Here is a 20,215-nt window from a genome sequence, read left to right on the forward strand (position 1 = left end):
ATGTGGTATTTCAGGAGCTATTCAACATTTAGCTGGTATGCAAGATTCTGATTATATAATAGCTATAAATAAAGATGAAACATCACCTATCATGAAAGCTGCAGATATTGCAATAGCGGAAGATTATGCAAAAGTTCTTCCGGAAATAATTGCTCAAGTTAATGCATTAAATGAAGATAAATAATTTAATTTTAAATATTTAAATTAAAGTTAACTTGCGCTAATGTTAAAATCTAATATTAGCGCAAGTTTTAATTTTTTTTCTATTAAAGAAAACAAAGCGATTTGATGTGAAAATACATTAAAATCGCTTTGTTTTCTTTAATATAAGGCTTTATTTAAGAATAATACAAATATATACTTTTCAAACGGCTCTAAATAGACTAAAATAGTAGTATTAAGATAAATTTTTAAGCGATATATGTGAGGAGCTGGTTTTATAATGGATGTTGAAAAAGATGCCTTAGACATATTAAAAACGATTATAAATAAGGATAGTGATGGTCTTATTATTGTAGATGAAAATGCAATTATAACTATGATTAGCAAATCATACTGTGATTTTGTAGGTATGTCACAGGAAAAAGCTTTAGGTAAACCAGTTACAGATGTTATAGAAAATACAAGGATGCACAAGGTTATACAATCCAGAGTGCCAGAAATTGCTCAACTACATAAAATAAAAGGAAGCTATATGATTGCAAGTAGGATGCCAATTATTAAGAATGGAGTAGTAATTGGTGCATTTGGCAAAGTCTTATTTAGAAATGTAAAAGATCTAAATAAGCTTAATATTAAAATCGCAACCATTGAAAAGGAACTTGAAACCTATAAGACACGTTTAAAACAGTTGAACACTGCCAGTTATTCCTTTGATGACATAATTGGTTTAAGCGACAAAATTGTCACTGCTAAATCAATTTCAAGTAAAGCTGCCCAAACACATTCTAACGTACTAATACTTGGTGAAAGTGGTACTGGAAAAGAACTATTTGCCCATGCAATTCACTTAGCTAGTAAACGCTTGCATTCACCTTTTGTAAAGGTAAACTGCGCTGCTATTCCTAGTGGTTTATTAGAATCTGAGCTTTTCGGTTACGAAGGTGGTGCCTTTACAGGTGCTAAAAAAGAAGGTAAAATAGGAAAATTTGAACAAGCAGATGGAGGAAGCATATTTTTAGATGAAATTGGAGATATGCCTATTCATATGCAAGTTAAACTATTAAGAGTGCTCCAAGAAAAAGAGATTGAAAAAATCGGCTCCATAGGAAGCAAAAAAATTGATGTTCGTATAATAGCTGCAACAAATAGAAACCTTGAAAAGTCTATACTTGAAGGGAACTTTAGACAAGACCTTTATTACAGATTGAATGTTGTAACTATTAATATTCCTGCTCTTCGTGAACGTAAAGATGATATTATTCTTGTCGCAAATTATCTTATTAAAAAAATTTCAAAGGATTTAAATAAAAAAGTAATAGGTATTTCAAAGGAATCAGAGTATTTGTTAAAAAATTACCATTGGAAAGGTAATATTCGTGAGCTTGAAAATATATTAGAACGTGCTATTAATCTAATAGAAGATAATGCTATTATTTCTCCTACCTATTTACCTGAAATAATTACCGGTAGAAAAGAGCCTAAGATTATTATAAGTCTGGAAAAAACCTTGGTGATAGCAGAAAAACAAGCTATTGTAAATGCACTTAAAGCTAGTGATGGGAATAAAACTAGAGCAGCAAAAAATCTTGAAATTGGAAGAACAAGTTTATATGAAAAAATCAAAAAATATAATATACCACTATAAGTGTTTTAATTATTGAACAGTATTCATTATATCGACAAATACTGTTCATTTTTATGAACACAATGTTAATATTTTCACAAATTATGCTCTTTTTATCGTACATATACTTAAAAATATTATGAAAATTTTTATCTAAAAATCCTGAATCTCAGTAATAATCCGTTTTTTCGCATTTTCTTATTGGCATGATACTTGCTTTGATATATGTAGCACAGCAAACAAATATGACAAAGCGAGGTAAAAAAGATGAAAAAAATTATGTCTAGCGATCAAGCAATCGCTTTAATCAAAAAAGGCGACACTGTGGCAGTAGGCGGCTTTATCGGATGTGGCCATCCTGAGGAATTAACTCTAAAAATTAATGAGTGTTTTCTTGGAAAAGGAACTCCAAGTAATTTAACTTTAGTTTATGCTGCTGGACAAGGAGACTCGAAAGAAAAAGGTCTAAATCACTTTGGTGAAGAAGGTTTAGTTACGAAAGTAATAGGCGGACACTGGGGACTTGCTCCCAAACTTTCAAAACTTGCTATCGAAAATAAAATTGTAGCTTATAACCTCCCCCAAGGAGTAATCTCACACTTGTATAGAGATATCGCAGCGGGCAAACCTGGAACTATAACTCATGTAGGTTTAAAAACTTTTGTAGATCCTAGAATCGAGGGCGGCAAGTTAAACTATATCACAAAAGAAGATTTAGTTAAGGTTATTGAACTTGAAGGTAAAGAATACCTGTTTTATAAGGCATTTCCTATAAATGTATCAATACTTAGAGCTACTTATGCAGATGAAGATGGAAATGCTACTATGGAAAAAGAAGCTGTAACATTGGATGGATTGTCCATGGCACAAGCTGCTAAAAATTCTGGAGGAATTGTAATACTTCAAGTTGAAAAAGTTGTAGCAAATGGTACGCTTGATCCAAGAAAGGTTAAGATTCCTGGAATACTAGTGGATGCTATAGTAATTTCAAAACCAGAAAATCACATGCAAACTTTTGCAGAACAATTTAATCCTGCCTATAATGGCGATATAAAAATGTCAGTAGAAAACCTTGGAACTTTAAAATTAAATGAAAGAAAAGTTATAGCTAGAAGAGCAGCAATGGAGCTCATTCCTAATTCCATCACTAACCTTGGAATAGGCGTGCCTGAAGGAATAGCCATGGTAGCAAATGAAGAAGGCGTTGGAAGCGATATGCACCTTACTTTGGAATCTGGCCCAATAGGTGGAATCCCTGCTGGTGGTTTAAGCTTTGGAGCTGCAATAAATCCTGAAATCATACAAGATCAAAGTAATCAATTTGATTTCTATGATGGAGGAGGTCTTGATGTTGCATTTTTAGGACTAGCTCAATGTGATGAAAATGGAAATATTAACGTAAGTAAATTTGGCCCTAAAATTGCAGGTTGTGGTGGTTTTATTAATATAACTCAAAATGCTAAAAAAGTTGTTTTCTGTGGTACTTTTACAGCAGGTGGTTTAAAGGTTGAAATAAAAGATGAAAAATTGAACATACTACAGGAAGGTAGATCTAATAAGTTTATTAAAACTGTTGAGCAAATTACTTTTAGTGGTGATTATGCTATGGATGTAAACCAACCAGTATTATATATTACTGAAAGAGCTGTTTTTGAACTTAGTAATAAAGGCGTAGTTCTTACTGAAATTGCTCCAGGAGTTGATCTTGAAAAGGATGTTTTAGCACATATGGATTTCAAACCAGAAGTTTCAGAGAATTTAGCTTTAATGGATGAACGAATTTTCAAGGAAGAACTCATGGGATTAAAATTATAAAACATATTCCAAGCAATTATTAATTACTACAATATAAATCAGAGGGGGAAATATCATGATAGGACTTATTGGTATTATTATTTCATTAGCACTTTTAATGTATTTGGCTTACAGAGGAATTTCAGTTCTTATCTTAGCACCAATTTTAGCTATATTCGCTGTTTTGTTCCAAGGTGGTTCATCACATATTTTAGCTAACTATACTGAAGTTTTCATGGTTAATTTTGCAGCATATGCTAAGGCATATTTTCCAGTATTCTTACTAGGAGCAATCTTCGGTAAAATAATGGATGATTCAGGAGCTGCTAAAGCTATAGCTTATACCATTAGTGGTAAACTAGGAAAAAATAAAGCAATCCTTGCTGTAGTTTTATCTTGTGCAATATTAACATATGGTGGAGTTTCATTATTTGTAGTTGCATTTGCAGTATATCCTATTGCAGCGGCACTATTTAGAGAAGCAGGTATTCCAAAAAGATTCTTACCCGCATCTATTGCACTTGGTGCATTCACATTTACTATGACTGCACTCCCAGGAACACCACAAATACAAAATGCTATCCCAATGCCTTTCTTTGGAACAACTGTATATGCAGCTCCACTAATAGGTATTATAGGAGCTGCTGTAATGTTTGGTGGCGGTATGTTCTGGCTTACAACAAGATCAAAAAAAGCTATGGCTGCAGGTGAAGGTTATGGTGATCATAAAGATGAACAAATCAAAGAAGTTGATAAATCTAATTTACCTAATTTTGCAGCAGCAATAACTCCAATAATTTTAGTACTAGTTGTTAACTATATTCTAGGTAAATATATTTTTGCTAATATGGATGGTTCATACTTAAAAGATTTCGGTAACATTAGTCCATCAGCAGTAATTGGCATATGGAGTTTAGTTTCATCATTAGTTGTTTCTATAGTTATTAGTGTACTTTTATTTTGGAAAAATTTTGACAACGTTAAGGAAACACTTAATAAAGGAGCTTTAGGTTCACTCCTTGCAATCGCAAATACCGCATCTGAAGTTGGTTATGGAAATGTTATTAAAACACTATCTGGATTCGCTATACTTCAAGCTGGGATACTTGCTATACCAGGATCACCTCTTGTTTCACTAGCAGCATCCACTAGTATTCTTGCAGGTATAACAGGTTCAGCATCAGGTGGTATGAGTATTGCTCTCGGAATATTAGGCGAGACTTATTTGCAAAAGGCTCAAGTACTCGGGATCAGTCCACAAGTACTTCATAGAATAGCTGCAATGGCATGTGGCGGACTTGATACACTTCCACATAATGGTGCCGTAATAACTTTACTAGGTATAACAGGTCTGACTCATAAACAATCATACCTAGATATAGGAATGGTTACACTTGTAATTCCACTTTTAGCCGTAATAGTATCTATCATATTTGCAACATTAGGAGTAGTATAATAAGTAAACATAAATATCTATTGCCTATGATAAAAAGCTTCGGACCGTTTATGGCTGGAGACTATATTTCATCATAGGCAGTAGAAAAAAAATAATAAGGAGGAATTATTAATGAAAGGTTTAACTATGAAAGAATTAAATATTGGGGATAAAGACTCTTTTGAAAAAACTATAAGTGAATCTGATGTATATCTTTATGCAGGAATAACAGGTGATTTAAATCCTGCCCATATAAACCAAAGAGAAGCTGAAACAACAATGTTCAAAGGCAGAATTGCTCACGGAATGCTCACAGCTGGACTTGTATCAGCAGTACTTGGCATGAAATTGCCAGGAGCTGGTACCATTTATTTAGGTCAAGAACTTAAATTTACTGCACCAGTTAGATTTGGAGATACAATAAAAGCTGAAGTTGAAGTTATAGAAAAGTTAGAAGCAAAAAATATAATGAAACTAAGCACAATATGCACTAATCAAGATGGAGTTGTAATTCTTAAAGGTGTTGCGACTGTTATGCCTCCTAAATAATATTAAAAACAAAAACTGTATTGGAATTCCAATACAGTTTTTATTTTTATGAATAAATCACTTATAATGTAATTACCTTGAAGCCCTCTTTCAGATAACTTGTAAGAGGTCCTCCCATATATATTACTTCTATATCAAGCGATTCTAATTTTTCAGTTACTTCATACATATCTGAGCATGCTCTGCATGCCTGAAATTTAATGCCTATCTTTTGTGCTTTCTTTACATAGTCCTGTAGTTCTATATCCATGCCGAGAAGTTTAGATGACGGTCCCCATATGATTAAAGTCACATCGTCCCACCATCCTTTTAATTTAGCATTGTAAGTATACATAAAAACCATCTTAAGTGCTACTTCCCTATCAGCACTAGTCCACAACACTGCTAATTTATCTTGTTTATTTTCGTTTTCCATAATAACTCTCCTCTCTATATTTTATTTTATTTTACCATATCATTCAATTAAGTACCAATTTTCTATTATTATTAGATACTTTAGTTGATATATACATTTATTTTGACTATAATGTATAAAATGGATTTAATTTTATGGAGGTGCAAAATGATTAAAGATTTGATTTTAAAAAACAGATCATACAGAAAATTTTATCAGAATGAAGTAATAGAATTAAGTACACTAAAAGAATTAATTGACCTTGCTAGGTTATCGGCTTCGGCAGCAAATCTTCAACCATTGAAGTATATTATATCAAATGACTCTGTTAAAAATGAGAGTATATTTAAAACACTGGGATGGGCTGGTTATCTAAAAGATTGGAATGGTCCAATAGAAGGTGAAAAACCCAGCGCATATATAATTATACTTAACGATTTATCTATTAGCAAAAAACCATCTTTAGATACAGGTATATCAGCTCAAAGCATGCTACTCGGAGCTGTAGAAAAAGGTTTAGGTGGTTGCATGCTCGGTAATATTAACAAAGTAGAACTAACATCTGTACTTAACTTAGATAAAAATTTTGCAATTGACTTAGTTATAGCACTCGGAAAACCTAAAGAAACCGTTGTTATTGAGAAAATGAGTTTACCTACTGATATTAAGTACTGGAGAGATGAAAAAGAGATTCACCATGTACCTAAAAGATCATTAGATGAAATAATTTTAGACAATAACAATTAGACGAAAAATAAAACAAATTCATATGGAGGGTTTTTAATGAACATAATGATAATAACTTCAAGTCCTAATACTGATGGATTAACAGCCGCATGTGCTTTAGCGGCAAAATCAGGGGTAGAAATGGGCTCTGCTACTGCTTCAGTAGTAAATCTTAACACATTAAATATTCCATCCTGTCATGCTTGTGGAAATGGATGGGGTACATGCCGTACTGAACATACCTGTCAAGTACAGGATGATTTTCAAAATCTACACGCATCAATGCGTGATGCAGATGGTTATATAATTATAACACCTGTTTACTGGGGAGATATGAGTGAATCCCTTAAAGCATTTACTGATAGGCTTAGAAGAAGTGAAGCAACAAATGGAGATAAAAACAATTTGGCTAGCAAACCTTTTATATGTGTTGCTGCTCCAGGAGGTACTGGCAACGGATGCATTTCCTGTCTTAGTTCCTTTGAAAGATTCGTAGACCACATTAAAGGTGTAAAATATGATTTTATAGGGGTTACAAAAATAAGTAAAGACTACAAATTAACTACCATAAGGGAAGCCGCAAAAAGCATGGTGCAAAGCCTAAAATTATAAATAAACATTCATACAAATAAGGCATTCAATCATAAAGATTGAATGCCTTATTAATTTTACTATCACTTGATTTATTTATCCTTTTATTACAGTTAAAAGCATTTGGAATCTGACCCGGGCCTCAAGTCCATGAGGAACATTAGAAGGCATTATTATTGTCTCACCTTCTTTAACAGTAAAGATATCATCACCTATTGTAATTTCCACCTCACCATCTAATACTTGAACCATAGCGTCTCCAGGAGTTATGTGGCTGCTGATACCTTCTCCTTTATCCAATGAGAATAATGAAATACTCACAGTAGGCGTCTGAGAAATAGTTCTACTTATAACCTGACCCTCCTGATAAGTTATTAAGTCCTTTAGATTAATTGTTTTTGAGAATTCTATATTTTTAATTAAGTTTTTCATGTTGTTACCTCCTAAGTTAATATTTCTTATTTATAGTATATCTCATTTAACGCTAAAAATCCGTAACTTAAGGTACTTAATAATGATTTAAGTTTTTTACTACAAGCCACTATGCCTTTAGGCTAGTGGTAGTTGACTAGTATATAACTTTCCAATTATCATTCACCGCTACCTTAACTGTTTTTCTTTCAATAATATAATTTGCAATTAGTTCAGCCATATCCATGGGTATATCTTTAAGGACAGGTTTCCCCTTAAACATTAAATAATCACCACCGCCACCGGCTCTGTAATTATTCATTACCACAGCATAGTCCCCCTCCATATTAAGAGGATGATTTTTATAATTAATTTTAGTAATTCTCGAATTAATAGGTTTTGAAATATCTATAACATAATCTATTCCTTCCCACATATCATAATTATAATGTTGAATTTTATGAGAAACAACAGCCTTACTTACCTCTATTTTTCCATTAACAATACTAAAATATTTTGCAGTTTTTTCTAGTGCTTCTTTAATATCAGCGCCTTTTAAACTAATTACCTTTAGAGTATTGGGATATTTATAATTTGATATGATATCACGCATTGTAACATTATGCTTAAATCCCTTGCAGTGGTTATCGAAAATAGCAGTACTAGATATATCAACCTTTGCTGCTTCCATCTGAACATTATTTATAAACTCAGTATAAGCATTATCTTTAAGCCTTGCCTTAAAATGATTATTAATAACCATGTCCCCTTCTATATGCCCAATAGGAATATCAAGCCACGCTTGTACCTGTGTTTCTATGCTACTTATAGAATCCAAAATATTTTTATCTACTTCAGTTGCATCAACATTTATAATTGAAGATTTTTTGTTAGTTATAGACCATTTGCCAGCGCTTTTATTAAGTTCAATGGTTACTTTTCCAATGCACTTACCATTGTAACCTGGTTGCAAAATTAAAACACCATTTACCGATATATTTTCTATAACTCTATGTTGATGCCCTGTTAAAAGTACATCCATATTTTTTACTTTTTTGCATAATTCATATCCTTGATTTTCTCCTGTAAGCGATTCTGATGGCATACCGGTTATTAGATCTCTTTCAAATCCACCATGATATGAAACTATGTTTATGTCAGTAGCCTCTTCTTCCTTCATGATTTCAAGCCATTTGTTTGCACTTTCTACTACATCTTCAAAATTTAAGTCATTAATTGTTTCAGGATTTTCCCAATTAGGAATGTATTTAGTGGTTAGTCCCAAAATACCTACTTTTAAGCCATTATCAAAAGTCTTAACAATGTAGGGCCTCTTCGTAAAGCTTTCCCCCGTAGTTTTTTCAGTTATATTAGCGCATAGCCATGGGAAATTTGAAGTTCCAATAGCATTTTTCAAATAATCCCTGCCATAATTAAATTCATGATTGCCAATTACAGCAGCATCAAATCCCATAAGATTCATAGCTGCAATAATTGGATTTGGCATATTACTATTTATTTTAGCATGGAAATATGTAAGGGCTGTACCTTGAAGCATATCCCCATTATCTATAAGTAAGGTATTCTGATTTATTTTTCGCTGGTCAGTAATTATAGTAGATAAAGCTGCAAGGCCGCAGTTTACATAGGCATTATCCGAATAATTTATAGGTAAAACATATCCATGGACATCGCTGGTTTCTAAAATTGTTAGTAGAAATTTTTCGTTAATGCACATATTACACTCTCCAATCAAAATATAAGGAATTTCATACATATGAAGTCACCCTTACGTTACCAATTCCTGTACGCAACTTTATAATACCTTAATTTAAGTTTTTTAATTACTCGTCTTACCCGTGGACGATTATAACGTTGGACAATAATAGGGTATATATTCATAAATACATTAAAAAATATTAACCAAATAGTTTCTTTAAATGAATACGCCATACATACATATACGCTAATAAACGCAATTATAGTAGCGATAATTCTGTGTCCAAATTCAGATGCCCTTGTTCTGTACTCATAATATTCCAATATAATAATTGACTTTCTAATAGGAGTTTCCTTTAGTCTACTTCTCTCCCAACCACTTAATACTAGTAATTTTCTAAAAATACGAACTCCAAAATATTTGTATATCCTTCCTTCATCTTCAATAGGATGGCTATTAAAATAAGATGATTTTAATTCTAGTTTTAATAATGTTTCTACTATAGACATCCAAATCATCAGTATGAAATTCAGCGTAATACTATATGATATTGAACTCATGCTCGTAAACGGGAATAGAATGAATAAAACTACCCCACCTGTAGCGACAAGTACAATTATCCACTTGAGATATGTATTTTTATTTACTTTAATCATGTTGTATGCCCTAATCCCCCGTTCTCTTGAATCTTCCATTTTATTATAACATAGTAACTTTACTAAATCAGGATAATATTGGGACCCGTAAATAAAAATATATTTGAACTAATATTAGCTTAATAAGTTTTTAAAAAAGTATACACTCTATATTTTTACATTGAAAAAGATGATTCTTGTTCAATGAACAAAAATCATCTTTTGAATTACGATACATGGCTAATACTTCTAGTTGCCATCACATGTGTTTAACAATTCTTGTAATTTTTTAGCTTGCATTGCAGATTGTTCTGCAAATTCCTTAAATGTACTACTTACTGCTTCTTCTGCTACTTCATTAGAAAATGATTGGTAGTCTCTAGTATTTTCCTGTGCATCTAATAATTTTTTCATAATAGTATCTCTAGTATTCATTTCCATTTTAATCACTCCTTTAATACTATTTTTCCACAAATATATTTTTTTATGTATTATAAATTGTTCCTGCATAATTTATTTCCGAATTTTCTTCAACCTCTTCATAGTCAATATATGCACCTTTAAGTTCAATGACATTTTCATGAATATCAAACCCTTCTATACTTATTGTTTCTATTACATTATTCTCATTAATACATGTAGCCAATGTATAATAGTATTCTTCATCTTCATTATATATAATTGCTGTATTTAAGATTCTAAAGGTCGCTTCCCGTCTTATCAGTCTATCTACATCTATAATTCCTCGGATTTCAGTTTTTCTTGTTTCATTATTATTATCTTTATCTTTAAATAAAAAACTCATTCCCCTCACTTCCTTTCTTTTTCAACATATATTATTGAAGGTACTTCTCTTAATGTAGGTCCAAAACTATTTATCCACCTCTATCATAAATTTTCAATTTTTTTATGTTTATATTTTACCATATTTCTTATAAAAGATATAATATCAATCAAAAAAATAATGGATAGGCACCAAGTACCCATCCATTCTCTTGAATCCCTTTAAAATTTACTAGGAATTTGTGTTTTATTTTTAATTAAATTATAATAACAATAATTACCTCTAACTCCCCAAATTATTGCCATTACTATGCCTATCCATGATAAATCCATTGCTCCTAAAATAGCAACTATTACAATACTTATTATAGATAATGCCCATAATCCTTTTGTAAGCCCCCAAATCCATGAGAAGAAGAATGCAGCCCAATTAAATTTGCCTTTGTACGTTTCGCTTGAACTTATTTTTTCAAAATCTTGTTGATAATACAATTTCATATTCGTATATTCATTTGTTGCATAATTGTTTTGATTATAATTATTGCCCGGTTGTCCTTGCGGTGATTGATATTGTTGTGTATTAGCAGACATAGCCTCCCCACAGTATTTACACTCAGTTGCATTTAAATCAATTGATGCTCCACATGATGGACACTTCTTTTCACTCATAATAAATCTCCCCTAACTATTTAGTTTGTTTTCTCTAAAGTTTAATGTATTTTCAAAGCTTATTTAAAGCTTATTTAAAGCTTATTTGAAACTTATTTAATGTTTAATTTTTCTCGATTAATAACAAGTCGCCTTGTATCTTCAATCAATTTTTGAATTTGAACCAAATTTTCATCATTTGTATTTTCCTTAAGACTTGCTTTAAGTGATACTAGGTTATTATTAATTAATTTTTCTGCTGATGAAACTTCATTATTTGAAGTAATTCTCCCGAAAGGAGTGGAGAACTGTATGCGTTCCTTCAATGTTTTAAATGTTTTAACAGATTGGTCAATTGATCCTTGGTTTTCTTTTGCAGCAAATTCATCTTCAATTTCCAAAAGTTGTGACGTAACAAAATCTTTCTCTGCTTGTTCATTTTTAACACTAAAAATATCTTTTGCTGCTGAATTTGAAAATGCTGCAATTACGGCAAATGTAAGAATTATAGCCGCAAAAATAATTAACTGCCAAAACAGATGCCAAACAATGCTTCCTGGTATTAGAAAAATAGATAACATATTAGATATGATAACATACAATACCGTCAAAGTTACAGTTGAGGCTGAATAAGGTATTCCTATACTCATAAACAACATATCTGAAAAAATAACTATTATATTAAGAATTATAAGTCCAATCAGTAAAACAAATAATATTATAATAGATTTAACAGGGTCAATAATCAAAAATAACCCAAATGTTTTGAAAAAGGCTAATACTAATGCAATATCAAAAACAAAGCATCCTAAAATTTTTAACATAGAAACAGATGAGAGTTTACTATTATTCATGACTAACCCTCCAATTTATTACCGCATTCAGAGCAAAACTTAGTTCCAGGTAAATTCTCTGCATGACAGCTCGAACATATTTTTTTTAACATTGATGACCCACAGTTAGGACAAAATTTCACATTATCGTCTACTAATGTTTTACAACCATAACATTCAATCTTTGAAGTCGCTGTTTTTTCTCCACAATTGCAGCAGAATTTAGCTCCCTGCGCATTTGCCATTCCACACTTTTTGCAAGTTGATGTCTTAGCAGGTGTATTAATAACACTACCCGCACTATTTGCAAAATTATTTCCCACAGCTATTCCGGCTGCAGCACCAAGACCAACCCCAATACCCGCAGTAGCCATATTACCACCGCCCTCATTACCTGCTGCCGTCTGCATAACATCAAATGACCTTTTAACATTGTAACGATTATCACCAATAATATCAAAGGAAGCTTTCTCTCCAAGTATTTTATTTATCGCAGCAAAATCTTCGTCTGGAAAATTCACTGAAGCTATATAAAAATTTACAATATCTATTCCGAAACGCTCAAATTCTGCTGATAGTCGCTGTTTTGAAATCGCAGAGATTTCCTCCAGCTTTGGAGTTATTTCTAACACAGAAATTTTCTGATTAATAATTATATCTGAAAGAATAGTTTTAATCTTTGTTACGATAACACCTTTGAAATATTTAATTACTATATCATACTTTACAATTTGACTATCCCCTAGTGCCCCTATAAGTTGTGTTAAAAATACACGATAATCGCAAATTCTAATTCCAAATTGACCAAAAGCACGTACTCTAAGTCTAACAGCATATTTAGGGTCAATTAAACTAATAGGATCTGTGGTTCCCCATAAAACATCTAATTTAGCTGTATTGTTTATGAAAATCACTTCTGCTGTAAAAGGAGTTCTACCTCCAAACGGAATATTAATTAAAGATTGTAGGATAGGAATATTCTCAGTGTTAAGATTATATGTTCCTGGTGAGAAATAATCCAATGCCTTTCCACCTTTAACAAAAACCGCAATTTGCCCCTCACCCACAATAAGTTGTGAACCACAAACAAAATTATCCCTTGGATAGCGATAAACTAACCAGTCTCGATTTAATATGCCATTGAATTTTATGACATCTATAATAGCCAACTCTATCCCTCCTCATTAAAAAAGTTCATTCAAACTACTTTATTCTATAGTATTTTCCTTATTCCTTTAATTTTCGAACGTGTTTTTACGACAAATTTTTCATTCTTATACAAAATCACTAACCATCAATTCCTCATATTCAAGCATTCTAATCTTATTTACTTTTTACATATATAATTGAAGGAACAGATCTTTCTCCAAGACTATCACAAGGATTGTTTATTACTTCATCTTTATAAAATAAAGATGAAGAAGAACCTCCATCTAAGTTTGCAGCATTATAAGCCCCGAAATTATACAATTCATCTTGTACCTCTTTGAGTGTTGCCCCTAAACTGTTCAACTGTCTACCATCAATCGCTATTAATATTATTGCTCCATCTTTTCTTTGTCCAATGGCTGATCTAGGTGCTATCCCCCACCCCCCCTCACCACTATTTATAGTTTTCTTCCCATTAACTATAAGAGCTGGACCAAAAGATATCGCCTGAGTTACTCCATTTTTTTTCATTTCATTAATAGTACTTTCACCAACTAGCAATTTTCCTGATTTAGTTAATGCTATAAGATCTACTTTTTCATTCTCACTTTTTATATTGTTAAAAATAATCTTCCCATCAGACATTATAATCCCCTCTGGGTTTGCTCCCGTTCCTGTATAAAGCGATCCAGAAACTCCATCTGAAAATGCACCACCATTAATAGCAGCAATTGCTTTATTATATATTGCAATTTCACTAGTAAGTTGACCTTCAATCCCCAGCATAATACTATAGCCTACTTTTAGCCTTGTTGGATCATTAATTACTAATACATACCCTTTGAATCTTTTTCCTGTTATATCATATCTTTCAATACTGTCATCATTTTCCTTTTCTACTTTTACGCCAAAATTTTTATCGTTTGGCTTATCTTGAACTATAGAATCTATCTTTTGCTCACTCATAATTTGTTTTATTTTCTCATCTGAAATAAATGATGTTACTAACCATTTTAAACTACTCGTAGTCATTGCTGCACCAACTATTGTAGTTTTCACATTTTTAAATGGACCATAATAAACCATAAAAGGGGCTACAATTGTTGTGAAAACAAGTTCAAATATTATAAATAATAAAACGAGTAAATATTTATTCTTTTTGATTTGTATATTTTTTTTTATTTTTAGCATGTCTCCCATCCTTTTTATATAGTAAAAATTACCAATATAAATGTTCCTTATTTATTATAGTATAAAAGAATCAATAACATTCTTATTTTACTATATTTACCACAATGATATTAAAACATTGACAGAATATATCATCACCGTATAATGAAAGGAGTAGTTATTAGAAGGGGTGTAATATATGAGTGAAAATATTATTAATATAGAGAATTTTAAACAACAGTTCGGAAAAACTGTAGTACTTGAGAATATTAACATGGAAGTAAAAAAAGGTGAGATTCTTGGTCTTCTTGGACCATCTGGTTCAGGTAAAACCACTTTAATAAAGGCTATTGTTGGAATGAATGAACCTACAGATGGCTTTGTAAGTGTGCTTGGAACTAAAATGCCCTCACTTTCTGCGGTTTCAAAAATCGGATATATGGCTCAAAGTGATGCACTTTATGAAGACTTAACCGCCGCTTCAAATATATTATTCTTCGCATCCTTATATGGCATGAAGGGAAAGCAAGCTAAAAAAAGAGCTGATGAGGTCTTAGAATTAGTACTTCTAAAAAACGAAGGTAAAAAACTTGTTAAAAATTTTTCTGGTGGAATGAAAAGAAGATTATCCCTTGCCATAGCATTAGTACATAAACCAGAAATACTTATTCTTGATGAACCTACCGTTGGAATTGACCCAGTTCTTAGAATTGAGTTTTGGAATGAATTTGAGAGGTTAAGGCATGAGGGCGTTACAATAATAATTACTACTCATGTTATGGATGAAGCAGAGCATTGTGATAGACTTGCACTAATTAGAAATGGAGGCATAATCGCTATAGGCACTCCGGAAGAATTAATGAAAACTTCTGGAGAGAGTACTGTGGAAGGTGCATTTCTCTATTATGGAAAGGAAAGAGAGGTAAAAAACATATGAGAGTATTATCAATTGCTAAAAGATTAATTAAACAGCTCAGAGGAGACACGCGGTCAATAGCCCTTATGTTTGTTGCTCCTGTTTTTGTAATGTATCTTTTAAGTGCTATTTTAACTTCAGGAACCACAACTCCAAATATTGATGTTATTTCAGCACCAGATGATTACGTAACAAAACTACAGAGCCTAGCCAATGTTAATAAAGTTACTAATGAAGAAATTGCTCTAAAAAATTTAAAAGATAAAAGTATAGATGCTTATATAATCTTCAATGGAAATAAACAAACTATTACACTTGAAGGTGCTGACCCATCTATAACAAGCACAGTTATGAATACATTAAATAAGCTTTCTCCAACTAGTGCTATGCAAAATCCAGAGATTAATTTCTTACATGGTTCTATGGATATGGGAGCATTTGATTCAATGGCTCCCATTCTTATGGGCTTCTTTATCTTCTTTTTCGTATTTTTAATCGCTGGAGTTGCATTCTTAAGAGAGAGAATAAGCGGAACACTAGATAGAATACTTGCAACGCCACTAAAGAGATGGGAAATAGTTATAGGGTATTTCCTAGGTTTCGGCCTCTTTGTATCCATTCAGACTATAATACTTCAGGTTTTTAGTGTGTACGGACTTAATGTACCAATGGTGGGGAGCTTTTGGGCAGTGCTTGTAATAAATTTAGTGCTTGCAGCAGGATCATTAGCCCTTGGAACTCTTCTTTCTGCATTTGCACGTAATGAATTTCAATTATTTCAGTTTATACCTATAGTAATAGTCCCTCAGATTATGTTCAGTGGTATTTTTGATTTAAGAAATGCGCCTATTTGGGCAAAAGTATTATCAAAAATATTTCCTATGACCTATGGAGCAGAGGCACTAAGAGATGTAATGTTAAGAGGAGAGAGTCTTCTAGACGTTAAGAATGATTTACTTATGCTTATAGGATATGCAGTATTATTTCTTATATTAAACACTCTCGCACTTAAAAAATATAGAAAAGCATAAAGAATGGATAGGCATTAAACACCTATCCATCATAATCCATCATAGCTTCTTTTAGATTCCTTACCCCACCTCTTGGATCGTCCACATCGCCTACATATCTAGGAATTAAATGCACATGTAAATGGTCTATGGTTTGTCCAGCATAGACCCCTACATTTACCCCTATATTATAACCCGCTGGTTCATATTGAATATCAAAGATTTCTTTAACTTCATGCATTAAGGAATATATAGCTTTAATCTCTTCTTCTTTTGCATCAAAGAAGTTAGGAAAATGCCTCTTTGGTATAATTAAACAATGTCCATTATTTACCGGGAAATGATCTAGAACGGCAAAAGCAAATTTGTTCTCTGCCAATATTTCTGATTCATCATAGTTACAAAATATACAATCTGACATGATTTTTATCTCCTTTTATTTGTATTTTATAATTGAAGCTACCTTATGGAAATTAAAATTTACTAATTTTTCTAAATATTTTAGAATATTATTAGAAAATATATAGTAATTTAATATAAGGTATTTTAATTTATTTAAGGGGTGGAATTATGAAAACGCCATTAAGAAAAAAGAATTCATTACCAATTTGGCCCATAATTTTAGTAGTTATAATATTAGTACTATTATACATGATTTATACTATTTTCTCTAATTTTGAAACTCCACTAACCAAAGCTCAATATATTGAACAAGGCACACAATATGCTTCCCTAACAAATGGAAATAATTTGGTATCCTATTCAAATACATTTTTAGGAATGCCATACTTATGGGGTGGTACGACGCCTGCAATATTTGATACTACTGGAAAGTATTTAAGTGGTGGATTTGATTGTTCAGGATTTGTACAATATATTTATAAAAACTTTGACATAAATTTGCCTAGAACAACTATGGAACAGATAAATGAAGGTATCTCTGTTAATATAAATAATCTTTACAGTGGTGATCTAGTTTTTTTTAAAACAAACCCAGATATACCTTCTGAAATATCACATGTAGGAATATATATTGGGAATAATAAGTTCATCCACTCTCCTAAAGATACTGATGTCATAAAAACATCTAAATTAACTGGCTATTACAAAGATAATTTTGTCATAGGTAAAAGGCTAATAAAATAATAAACACTATTATTCCTTATCTAAGATATCTTCAAGATAGTTTTGGTTCATATATCCAACCGTATATGATTTACCTAAAATATCTCCTGCTATATTCACTTTATATTTAGCAACAGCTTTTCTCTTTTGGAATATGTTTTGTGTTTTTTCAATTGACTGAATACATTCCTTCTGAATTATAACGGTTTCCCTGGCTGATCTTCTATATCTCATAACAATAAAATCATCGCTATAATATAATCCATTATCAATAAATCTTATATAGTTCCAAATTACAATAATGGGTAGTATTGCAAATGTAAATTGTCCATAAGGAACAAACTTAGCTATTATAGACATTATTATAACATCGTCTAATATTCTAAATAACATGAATCCCCTTAATGCTTTTCTAGGAGACTTTACTAAGTCATAAGTTATATTCATTTCAGGCAAAATATCATAGAAAAACTTATCAAGCACTTTCTTTTTAGCAATAGGACAAAGCATTGTACTTTCACCTTTGTCTTTTCCGTATCCTATAGTTTCAACATTTAATGAAAAGTACCCAAATGACTTTTTAATAATTCCCTCTACTATTCTTATACTCTGAATTCGTTTTACTGGAATTGTTACTTCTTTTTTATTGAATAATCCATATGACAATTTAATATTATCCTCTTCTCTTATAACAGTAAATCTATAATATTTTATTACAGTTATAATTATGGATGCGATCCATGAAATAAATAATATAACTAAAATTAAACCCACTATAAACCTAATCATGCTTGTAATACTAACATCTTTAATTAGATTATTACTAAATGTTTCCGCTCTTCTTTTAAAAGCATCAGGTACTTTATCTTCTATATTAAAGTAAAAGGCAATAATTATAAAAATCCCTGCTAACATATTACTAGACATTGATGCCATTACAATTAAATCTTTTAATGATGTGCTAAATTCAACTGTGTTGCTTTCTACTATAATTCCACCTTCAACTCTATTTTTATTTTCTTTAAATATTATGCTTTTCAATCTTAGAGCTTCTTGTTTAGATAATAAAATAGATATTTCAGACTCTTTGGCTTTTCCTCCAGCAGTGTCAATATCAAGTTTATTAGCATTAAATAATCTTTGAACTAGTGACGATGATATATCTGCAGTATGCACTTGTGAAAAAGGGACTGTTCTCTCATGCACTTCGAAAATTCCACGTTTTATGTATATACCCTCATCCTGGATACAATATACGTTTTTGTTCCATTTGAGTATAGAAAGTCCAATAACTAAAAGCAAAAAAACTGCTGCACCTAAAATTGCTACATAACTTCCTCCATATTTCCTTAAAAATTCTGAATCTGCTGAGATTAAAAGTACAAAAATAGGAATTATACCATTTTTAATTTCGCGAAAAATTTCAGAAAATATTGTAAATTTATGTGTATGTTTTATTTCACTCATATACATTTCTCCTGAACTATTTTCGTAATAGACATTCCAAGATTACTTCCTATTTCGTTTTCCAAATAAGGAATTTTATGTTGTCCTCCAGCAGTATGCACCGTTAATTTTATAAGTTTAAATTTTTTTAATATTAATCCTTGTTCTGTATCTACATACTGAACTCTCCTCATAGGAATAATTACGCTAGTTTCAGAAAATACTCCATATTTTAAGATAATCTTTTCCTCATCCATGTGGTATCTAAATTTTTCATATTTATATTTGGGAAGGAACAATGAATAAATTAGTATTAGAAAGACTAGTCCGTATATGCTGCCAATTAACGCATATTTCCATAACGCATTAAACTTTATAACTATATTTAATACAACTGCAATTGCTAGGATAAACCCTGCTGAGAATAGCCCCTCTATTGTCCACATTTTTCTTGAATACGGTGAAATCTTTTCCATAATAACCTCCATTAAAAATAACTGTATGATTATTATAGTATAAATTTTCTTATTTATCAAAATTTTGTTCTAAATATAAAAAAAGAATCCGCATTGACTAATATTTAACACATACTTCACAACCTATTCATTATATTGTCATATTTCTATGTTATTATTTAATTATAGATAAGCTAATCATTAAAGCGAAGTCCCCCTTTACTTTAATAATAAAAAAGCTGTGAATTATATTATTCACAGCTTTTTTTTGTAGGGTCAATTAAATAAACATATATAAATTGAAAAAGACTCACCAGAAGGTAAGCCATTCCCACTAAATAAATTAATTCAATTTTTTTATTTGGATTAATTTATTTATTGTAATGCTTGGATTATCTGTCAAAGTGGCAGATAATACTACATATTTATTTACATAGCTAGATTCATTACCAATTTCTACAGTACAACTATTTCCTATATTTTCAATGACACTTCCCATAACAGGAGTAGAGTTATCTTGATTTTTCAAACTCCATTTAACTGATTTATTTAAAACTTCTGTGCCAGCTATATATATATGGATAACATAAGATTCGCTTTGTCCAAGCATTATAGTATCATTTCCAGTAATTACAGAAT

General features: G+C 31.3%; 23 protein-coding genes and 1 pseudogene. 10 read left to right on the plus strand and 14 right to left on the minus strand.

The window, feature by feature from the left end; genetic code table 11:
- From JJD95_RS07550 to JJD95_RS07570, 5 genes and pseudogenes are all read left to right on the plus strand, one after another.
- A pseudogene (locus JJD95_RS07550) lies at nt 1-184 on the plus strand (electron transfer flavoprotein subunit alpha); the annotation flags it as partial.
- Nucleotides 185-442: 258 nt separating this feature from the next.
- On the plus strand, nt 443-1,807 hold the full coding sequence (locus JJD95_RS07555) for a sigma 54-interacting transcriptional regulator (protein WP_291641939.1): 1,365 nt from the start codon (nt 443-445) through the stop codon (nt 1,805-1,807).
- Nucleotides 1,808-2,053: 246 nt separating this feature from the next.
- The gene (locus tag JJD95_RS07560; RefSeq protein WP_291641941.1) at nt 2,054-3,601 is read left to right on the plus strand and encodes an acyl CoA:acetate/3-ketoacid CoA transferase; all 1,548 of its coding nucleotides are present in this window, start codon (nt 2,054-2,056) and stop codon (nt 3,599-3,601) included.
- Between the two features lie 55 nt (nt 3,602-3,656).
- A complete protein-coding gene (locus JJD95_RS07565) occupies nt 3,657-5,036 on the plus strand; it encodes a GntP family permease (protein WP_291641943.1) in 1,380 nt (459 codons plus the stop codon).
- A 111-nt stretch (nt 5,037-5,147) separates the two neighbouring features.
- Nucleotides 5,148-5,564 carry a MaoC family dehydratase gene (locus tag JJD95_RS07570; RefSeq protein WP_291641945.1) on the plus strand — a complete coding sequence of 139 codons (417 nt, stop codon included), beginning with the start codon at nt 5,148-5,150 and terminating at the stop codon, nt 5,562-5,564.
- 61 nt (nt 5,565-5,625) lie between these two features.
- Here the strand turns inward: JJD95_RS07570 and JJD95_RS07575 are convergent, their stop codons facing one another.
- Nucleotides 5,626-5,979, minus strand: a complete 354-nt coding sequence (locus JJD95_RS07575) for a DsrE family protein (protein ID WP_291641947.1) — start codon at nt 5,977-5,979, stop codon at nt 5,626-5,628.
- A 147-nt stretch (nt 5,980-6,126) separates the two neighbouring features.
- Here JJD95_RS07575 and JJD95_RS07580 point away from each other — a divergent pair, with 147 nt between their 5' ends.
- Complete coding sequence (locus tag JJD95_RS07580; RefSeq protein WP_291641949.1) at nt 6,127-6,705, plus strand: nitroreductase family protein; 579 nt, start codon at nt 6,127-6,129, stop codon at nt 6,703-6,705.
- 36 nt (nt 6,706-6,741) lie between these two features.
- Nucleotides 6,742-7,296 carry a flavodoxin family protein gene (locus JJD95_RS07585; protein ID WP_291641951.1) on the plus strand — a complete coding sequence of 185 codons (555 nt, stop codon included), beginning with the start codon at nt 6,742-6,744 and terminating at the stop codon, nt 7,294-7,296.
- A gap of 75 nt (nt 7,297-7,371) precedes the next feature.
- On the opposite strand, the gene JJD95_RS07590 is transcribed toward JJD95_RS07585, so the two are convergent.
- The 9 genes from JJD95_RS07590 to JJD95_RS07630 form a co-directional block, all read right to left on the minus strand.
- Nucleotides 7,372-7,707 carry a cupin domain-containing protein gene (locus tag JJD95_RS07590; RefSeq protein WP_291641953.1) on the minus strand — a complete coding sequence of 112 codons (336 nt, stop codon included), beginning with the start codon at nt 7,705-7,707 and terminating at the stop codon, nt 7,372-7,374.
- A 136-nt stretch (nt 7,708-7,843) separates the two neighbouring features.
- Entirely contained in the window at nt 7,844-9,424 is a 1,581-nt protein-coding gene (locus tag JJD95_RS07595) for a bifunctional UDP-sugar hydrolase/5'-nucleotidase (RefSeq protein WP_291641955.1), read from the minus strand.
- Nucleotides 9,425-9,480: 56 nt separating this feature from the next.
- A complete protein-coding gene (locus tag JJD95_RS07600) occupies nt 9,481-10,062 on the minus strand; it encodes a hypothetical protein (RefSeq protein ID WP_291641957.1) in 582 nt (193 codons plus the stop codon).
- Between the two features lie 228 nt (nt 10,063-10,290).
- Complete coding sequence (locus tag JJD95_RS07605; protein ID WP_291641959.1) at nt 10,291-10,482, minus strand: hypothetical protein; 192 nt, start codon at nt 10,480-10,482, stop codon at nt 10,291-10,293.
- Nucleotides 10,483-10,525: 43 nt separating this feature from the next.
- The gene (locus JJD95_RS07610) at nt 10,526-10,846 is read right to left on the minus strand and encodes a hypothetical protein (protein ID WP_291641961.1); all 321 of its coding nucleotides are present in this window, start codon (nt 10,844-10,846) and stop codon (nt 10,526-10,528) included.
- Between the two features lie 200 nt (nt 10,847-11,046).
- Nucleotides 11,047-11,493 carry a DUF2628 domain-containing protein gene (locus tag JJD95_RS07615; RefSeq protein WP_291641962.1) on the minus strand — a complete coding sequence of 149 codons (447 nt, stop codon included), beginning with the start codon at nt 11,491-11,493 and terminating at the stop codon, nt 11,047-11,049.
- Between the two features lie 92 nt (nt 11,494-11,585).
- Entirely contained in the window at nt 11,586-12,326 is a 741-nt protein-coding gene (locus JJD95_RS07620) for a hypothetical protein (RefSeq protein ID WP_291641964.1), read from the minus strand.
- A 2-nt stretch (nt 12,327-12,328) separates the two neighbouring features.
- Nucleotides 12,329-13,474, minus strand: a complete 1,146-nt coding sequence (locus JJD95_RS07625) for an SPFH domain-containing protein (RefSeq protein WP_291641966.1) — start codon at nt 13,472-13,474, stop codon at nt 12,329-12,331.
- A 154-nt stretch (nt 13,475-13,628) separates the two neighbouring features.
- Entirely contained in the window at nt 13,629-14,645 is a 1,017-nt protein-coding gene (locus tag JJD95_RS07630) for a phosphodiester glycosidase family protein (protein ID WP_291641968.1), read from the minus strand.
- 178 nt (nt 14,646-14,823) lie between these two features.
- Between JJD95_RS07630 and JJD95_RS07635 the strand changes: the two genes are divergently transcribed.
- Both JJD95_RS07635 and JJD95_RS07640 read left to right on the plus strand, forming a co-directional pair.
- Complete coding sequence (locus tag JJD95_RS07635; protein ID WP_291641970.1) at nt 14,824-15,561, plus strand: ABC transporter ATP-binding protein; 738 nt, start codon at nt 14,824-14,826, stop codon at nt 15,559-15,561.
- A complete protein-coding gene (locus JJD95_RS07640; RefSeq protein WP_291641972.1) occupies nt 15,558-16,571 on the plus strand; it encodes an ABC transporter permease in 1,014 nt (337 codons plus the stop codon). The genes JJD95_RS07635 and JJD95_RS07640 overlap by 4 nt, the downstream gene beginning before the upstream one ends.
- 22 nt (nt 16,572-16,593) lie before the next feature.
- Here JJD95_RS07640 and JJD95_RS07645 read toward each other — a convergent pair whose 3' ends face one another.
- Nucleotides 16,594-16,971 (minus strand): HIT family protein, encoded by a 378-nt coding sequence (locus JJD95_RS07645; protein ID WP_291641974.1) that lies wholly within the window; start codon nt 16,969-16,971, stop codon nt 16,594-16,596.
- Between the two features lie 149 nt (nt 16,972-17,120).
- On the opposite strand from JJD95_RS07645, the gene JJD95_RS07650 reads away from it, so the two are divergent.
- Entirely contained in the window at nt 17,121-17,696 is a 576-nt protein-coding gene (locus JJD95_RS07650; RefSeq protein WP_291641976.1) for a C40 family peptidase, read from the plus strand.
- Between the two features lie 9 nt (nt 17,697-17,705).
- On the opposite strand, the gene JJD95_RS07655 is transcribed toward JJD95_RS07650, so the two are convergent.
- The 3 genes from JJD95_RS07655 to JJD95_RS07665 all read right to left on the minus strand — a co-directional run bounded on the left by JJD95_RS07655 (nt 17,706) and on the right by JJD95_RS07665 (nt 20,186).
- Nucleotides 17,706-19,142 carry a PH domain-containing protein gene (locus JJD95_RS07655; RefSeq protein WP_291641978.1) on the minus strand — a complete coding sequence of 479 codons (1,437 nt, stop codon included), beginning with the start codon at nt 19,140-19,142 and terminating at the stop codon, nt 17,706-17,708.
- Nucleotides 19,139-19,597 (minus strand): PH domain-containing protein, encoded by a 459-nt coding sequence (locus tag JJD95_RS07660; protein WP_291641980.1) that lies wholly within the window; start codon nt 19,595-19,597, stop codon nt 19,139-19,141. The genes JJD95_RS07655 and JJD95_RS07660 overlap by 4 nt, the downstream gene beginning before the upstream one ends.
- A gap of 322 nt (nt 19,598-19,919) precedes the next feature.
- Nucleotides 19,920-20,186: a hypothetical protein gene (locus JJD95_RS07665; RefSeq protein ID WP_291641982.1), complete on the minus strand. Its 267-nt coding sequence runs from the start codon at nt 20,184-20,186 to the stop codon at nt 19,920-19,922.
- Nucleotides 20,187-20,215: the final 29 nt, after the last annotated feature.

It is taken from the genome of Clostridium sp. (assembly GCF_016650035.1).
Lineage (GTDB): Bacteria > Bacillota > Clostridia > Clostridiales > Clostridiaceae > Clostridium_AD.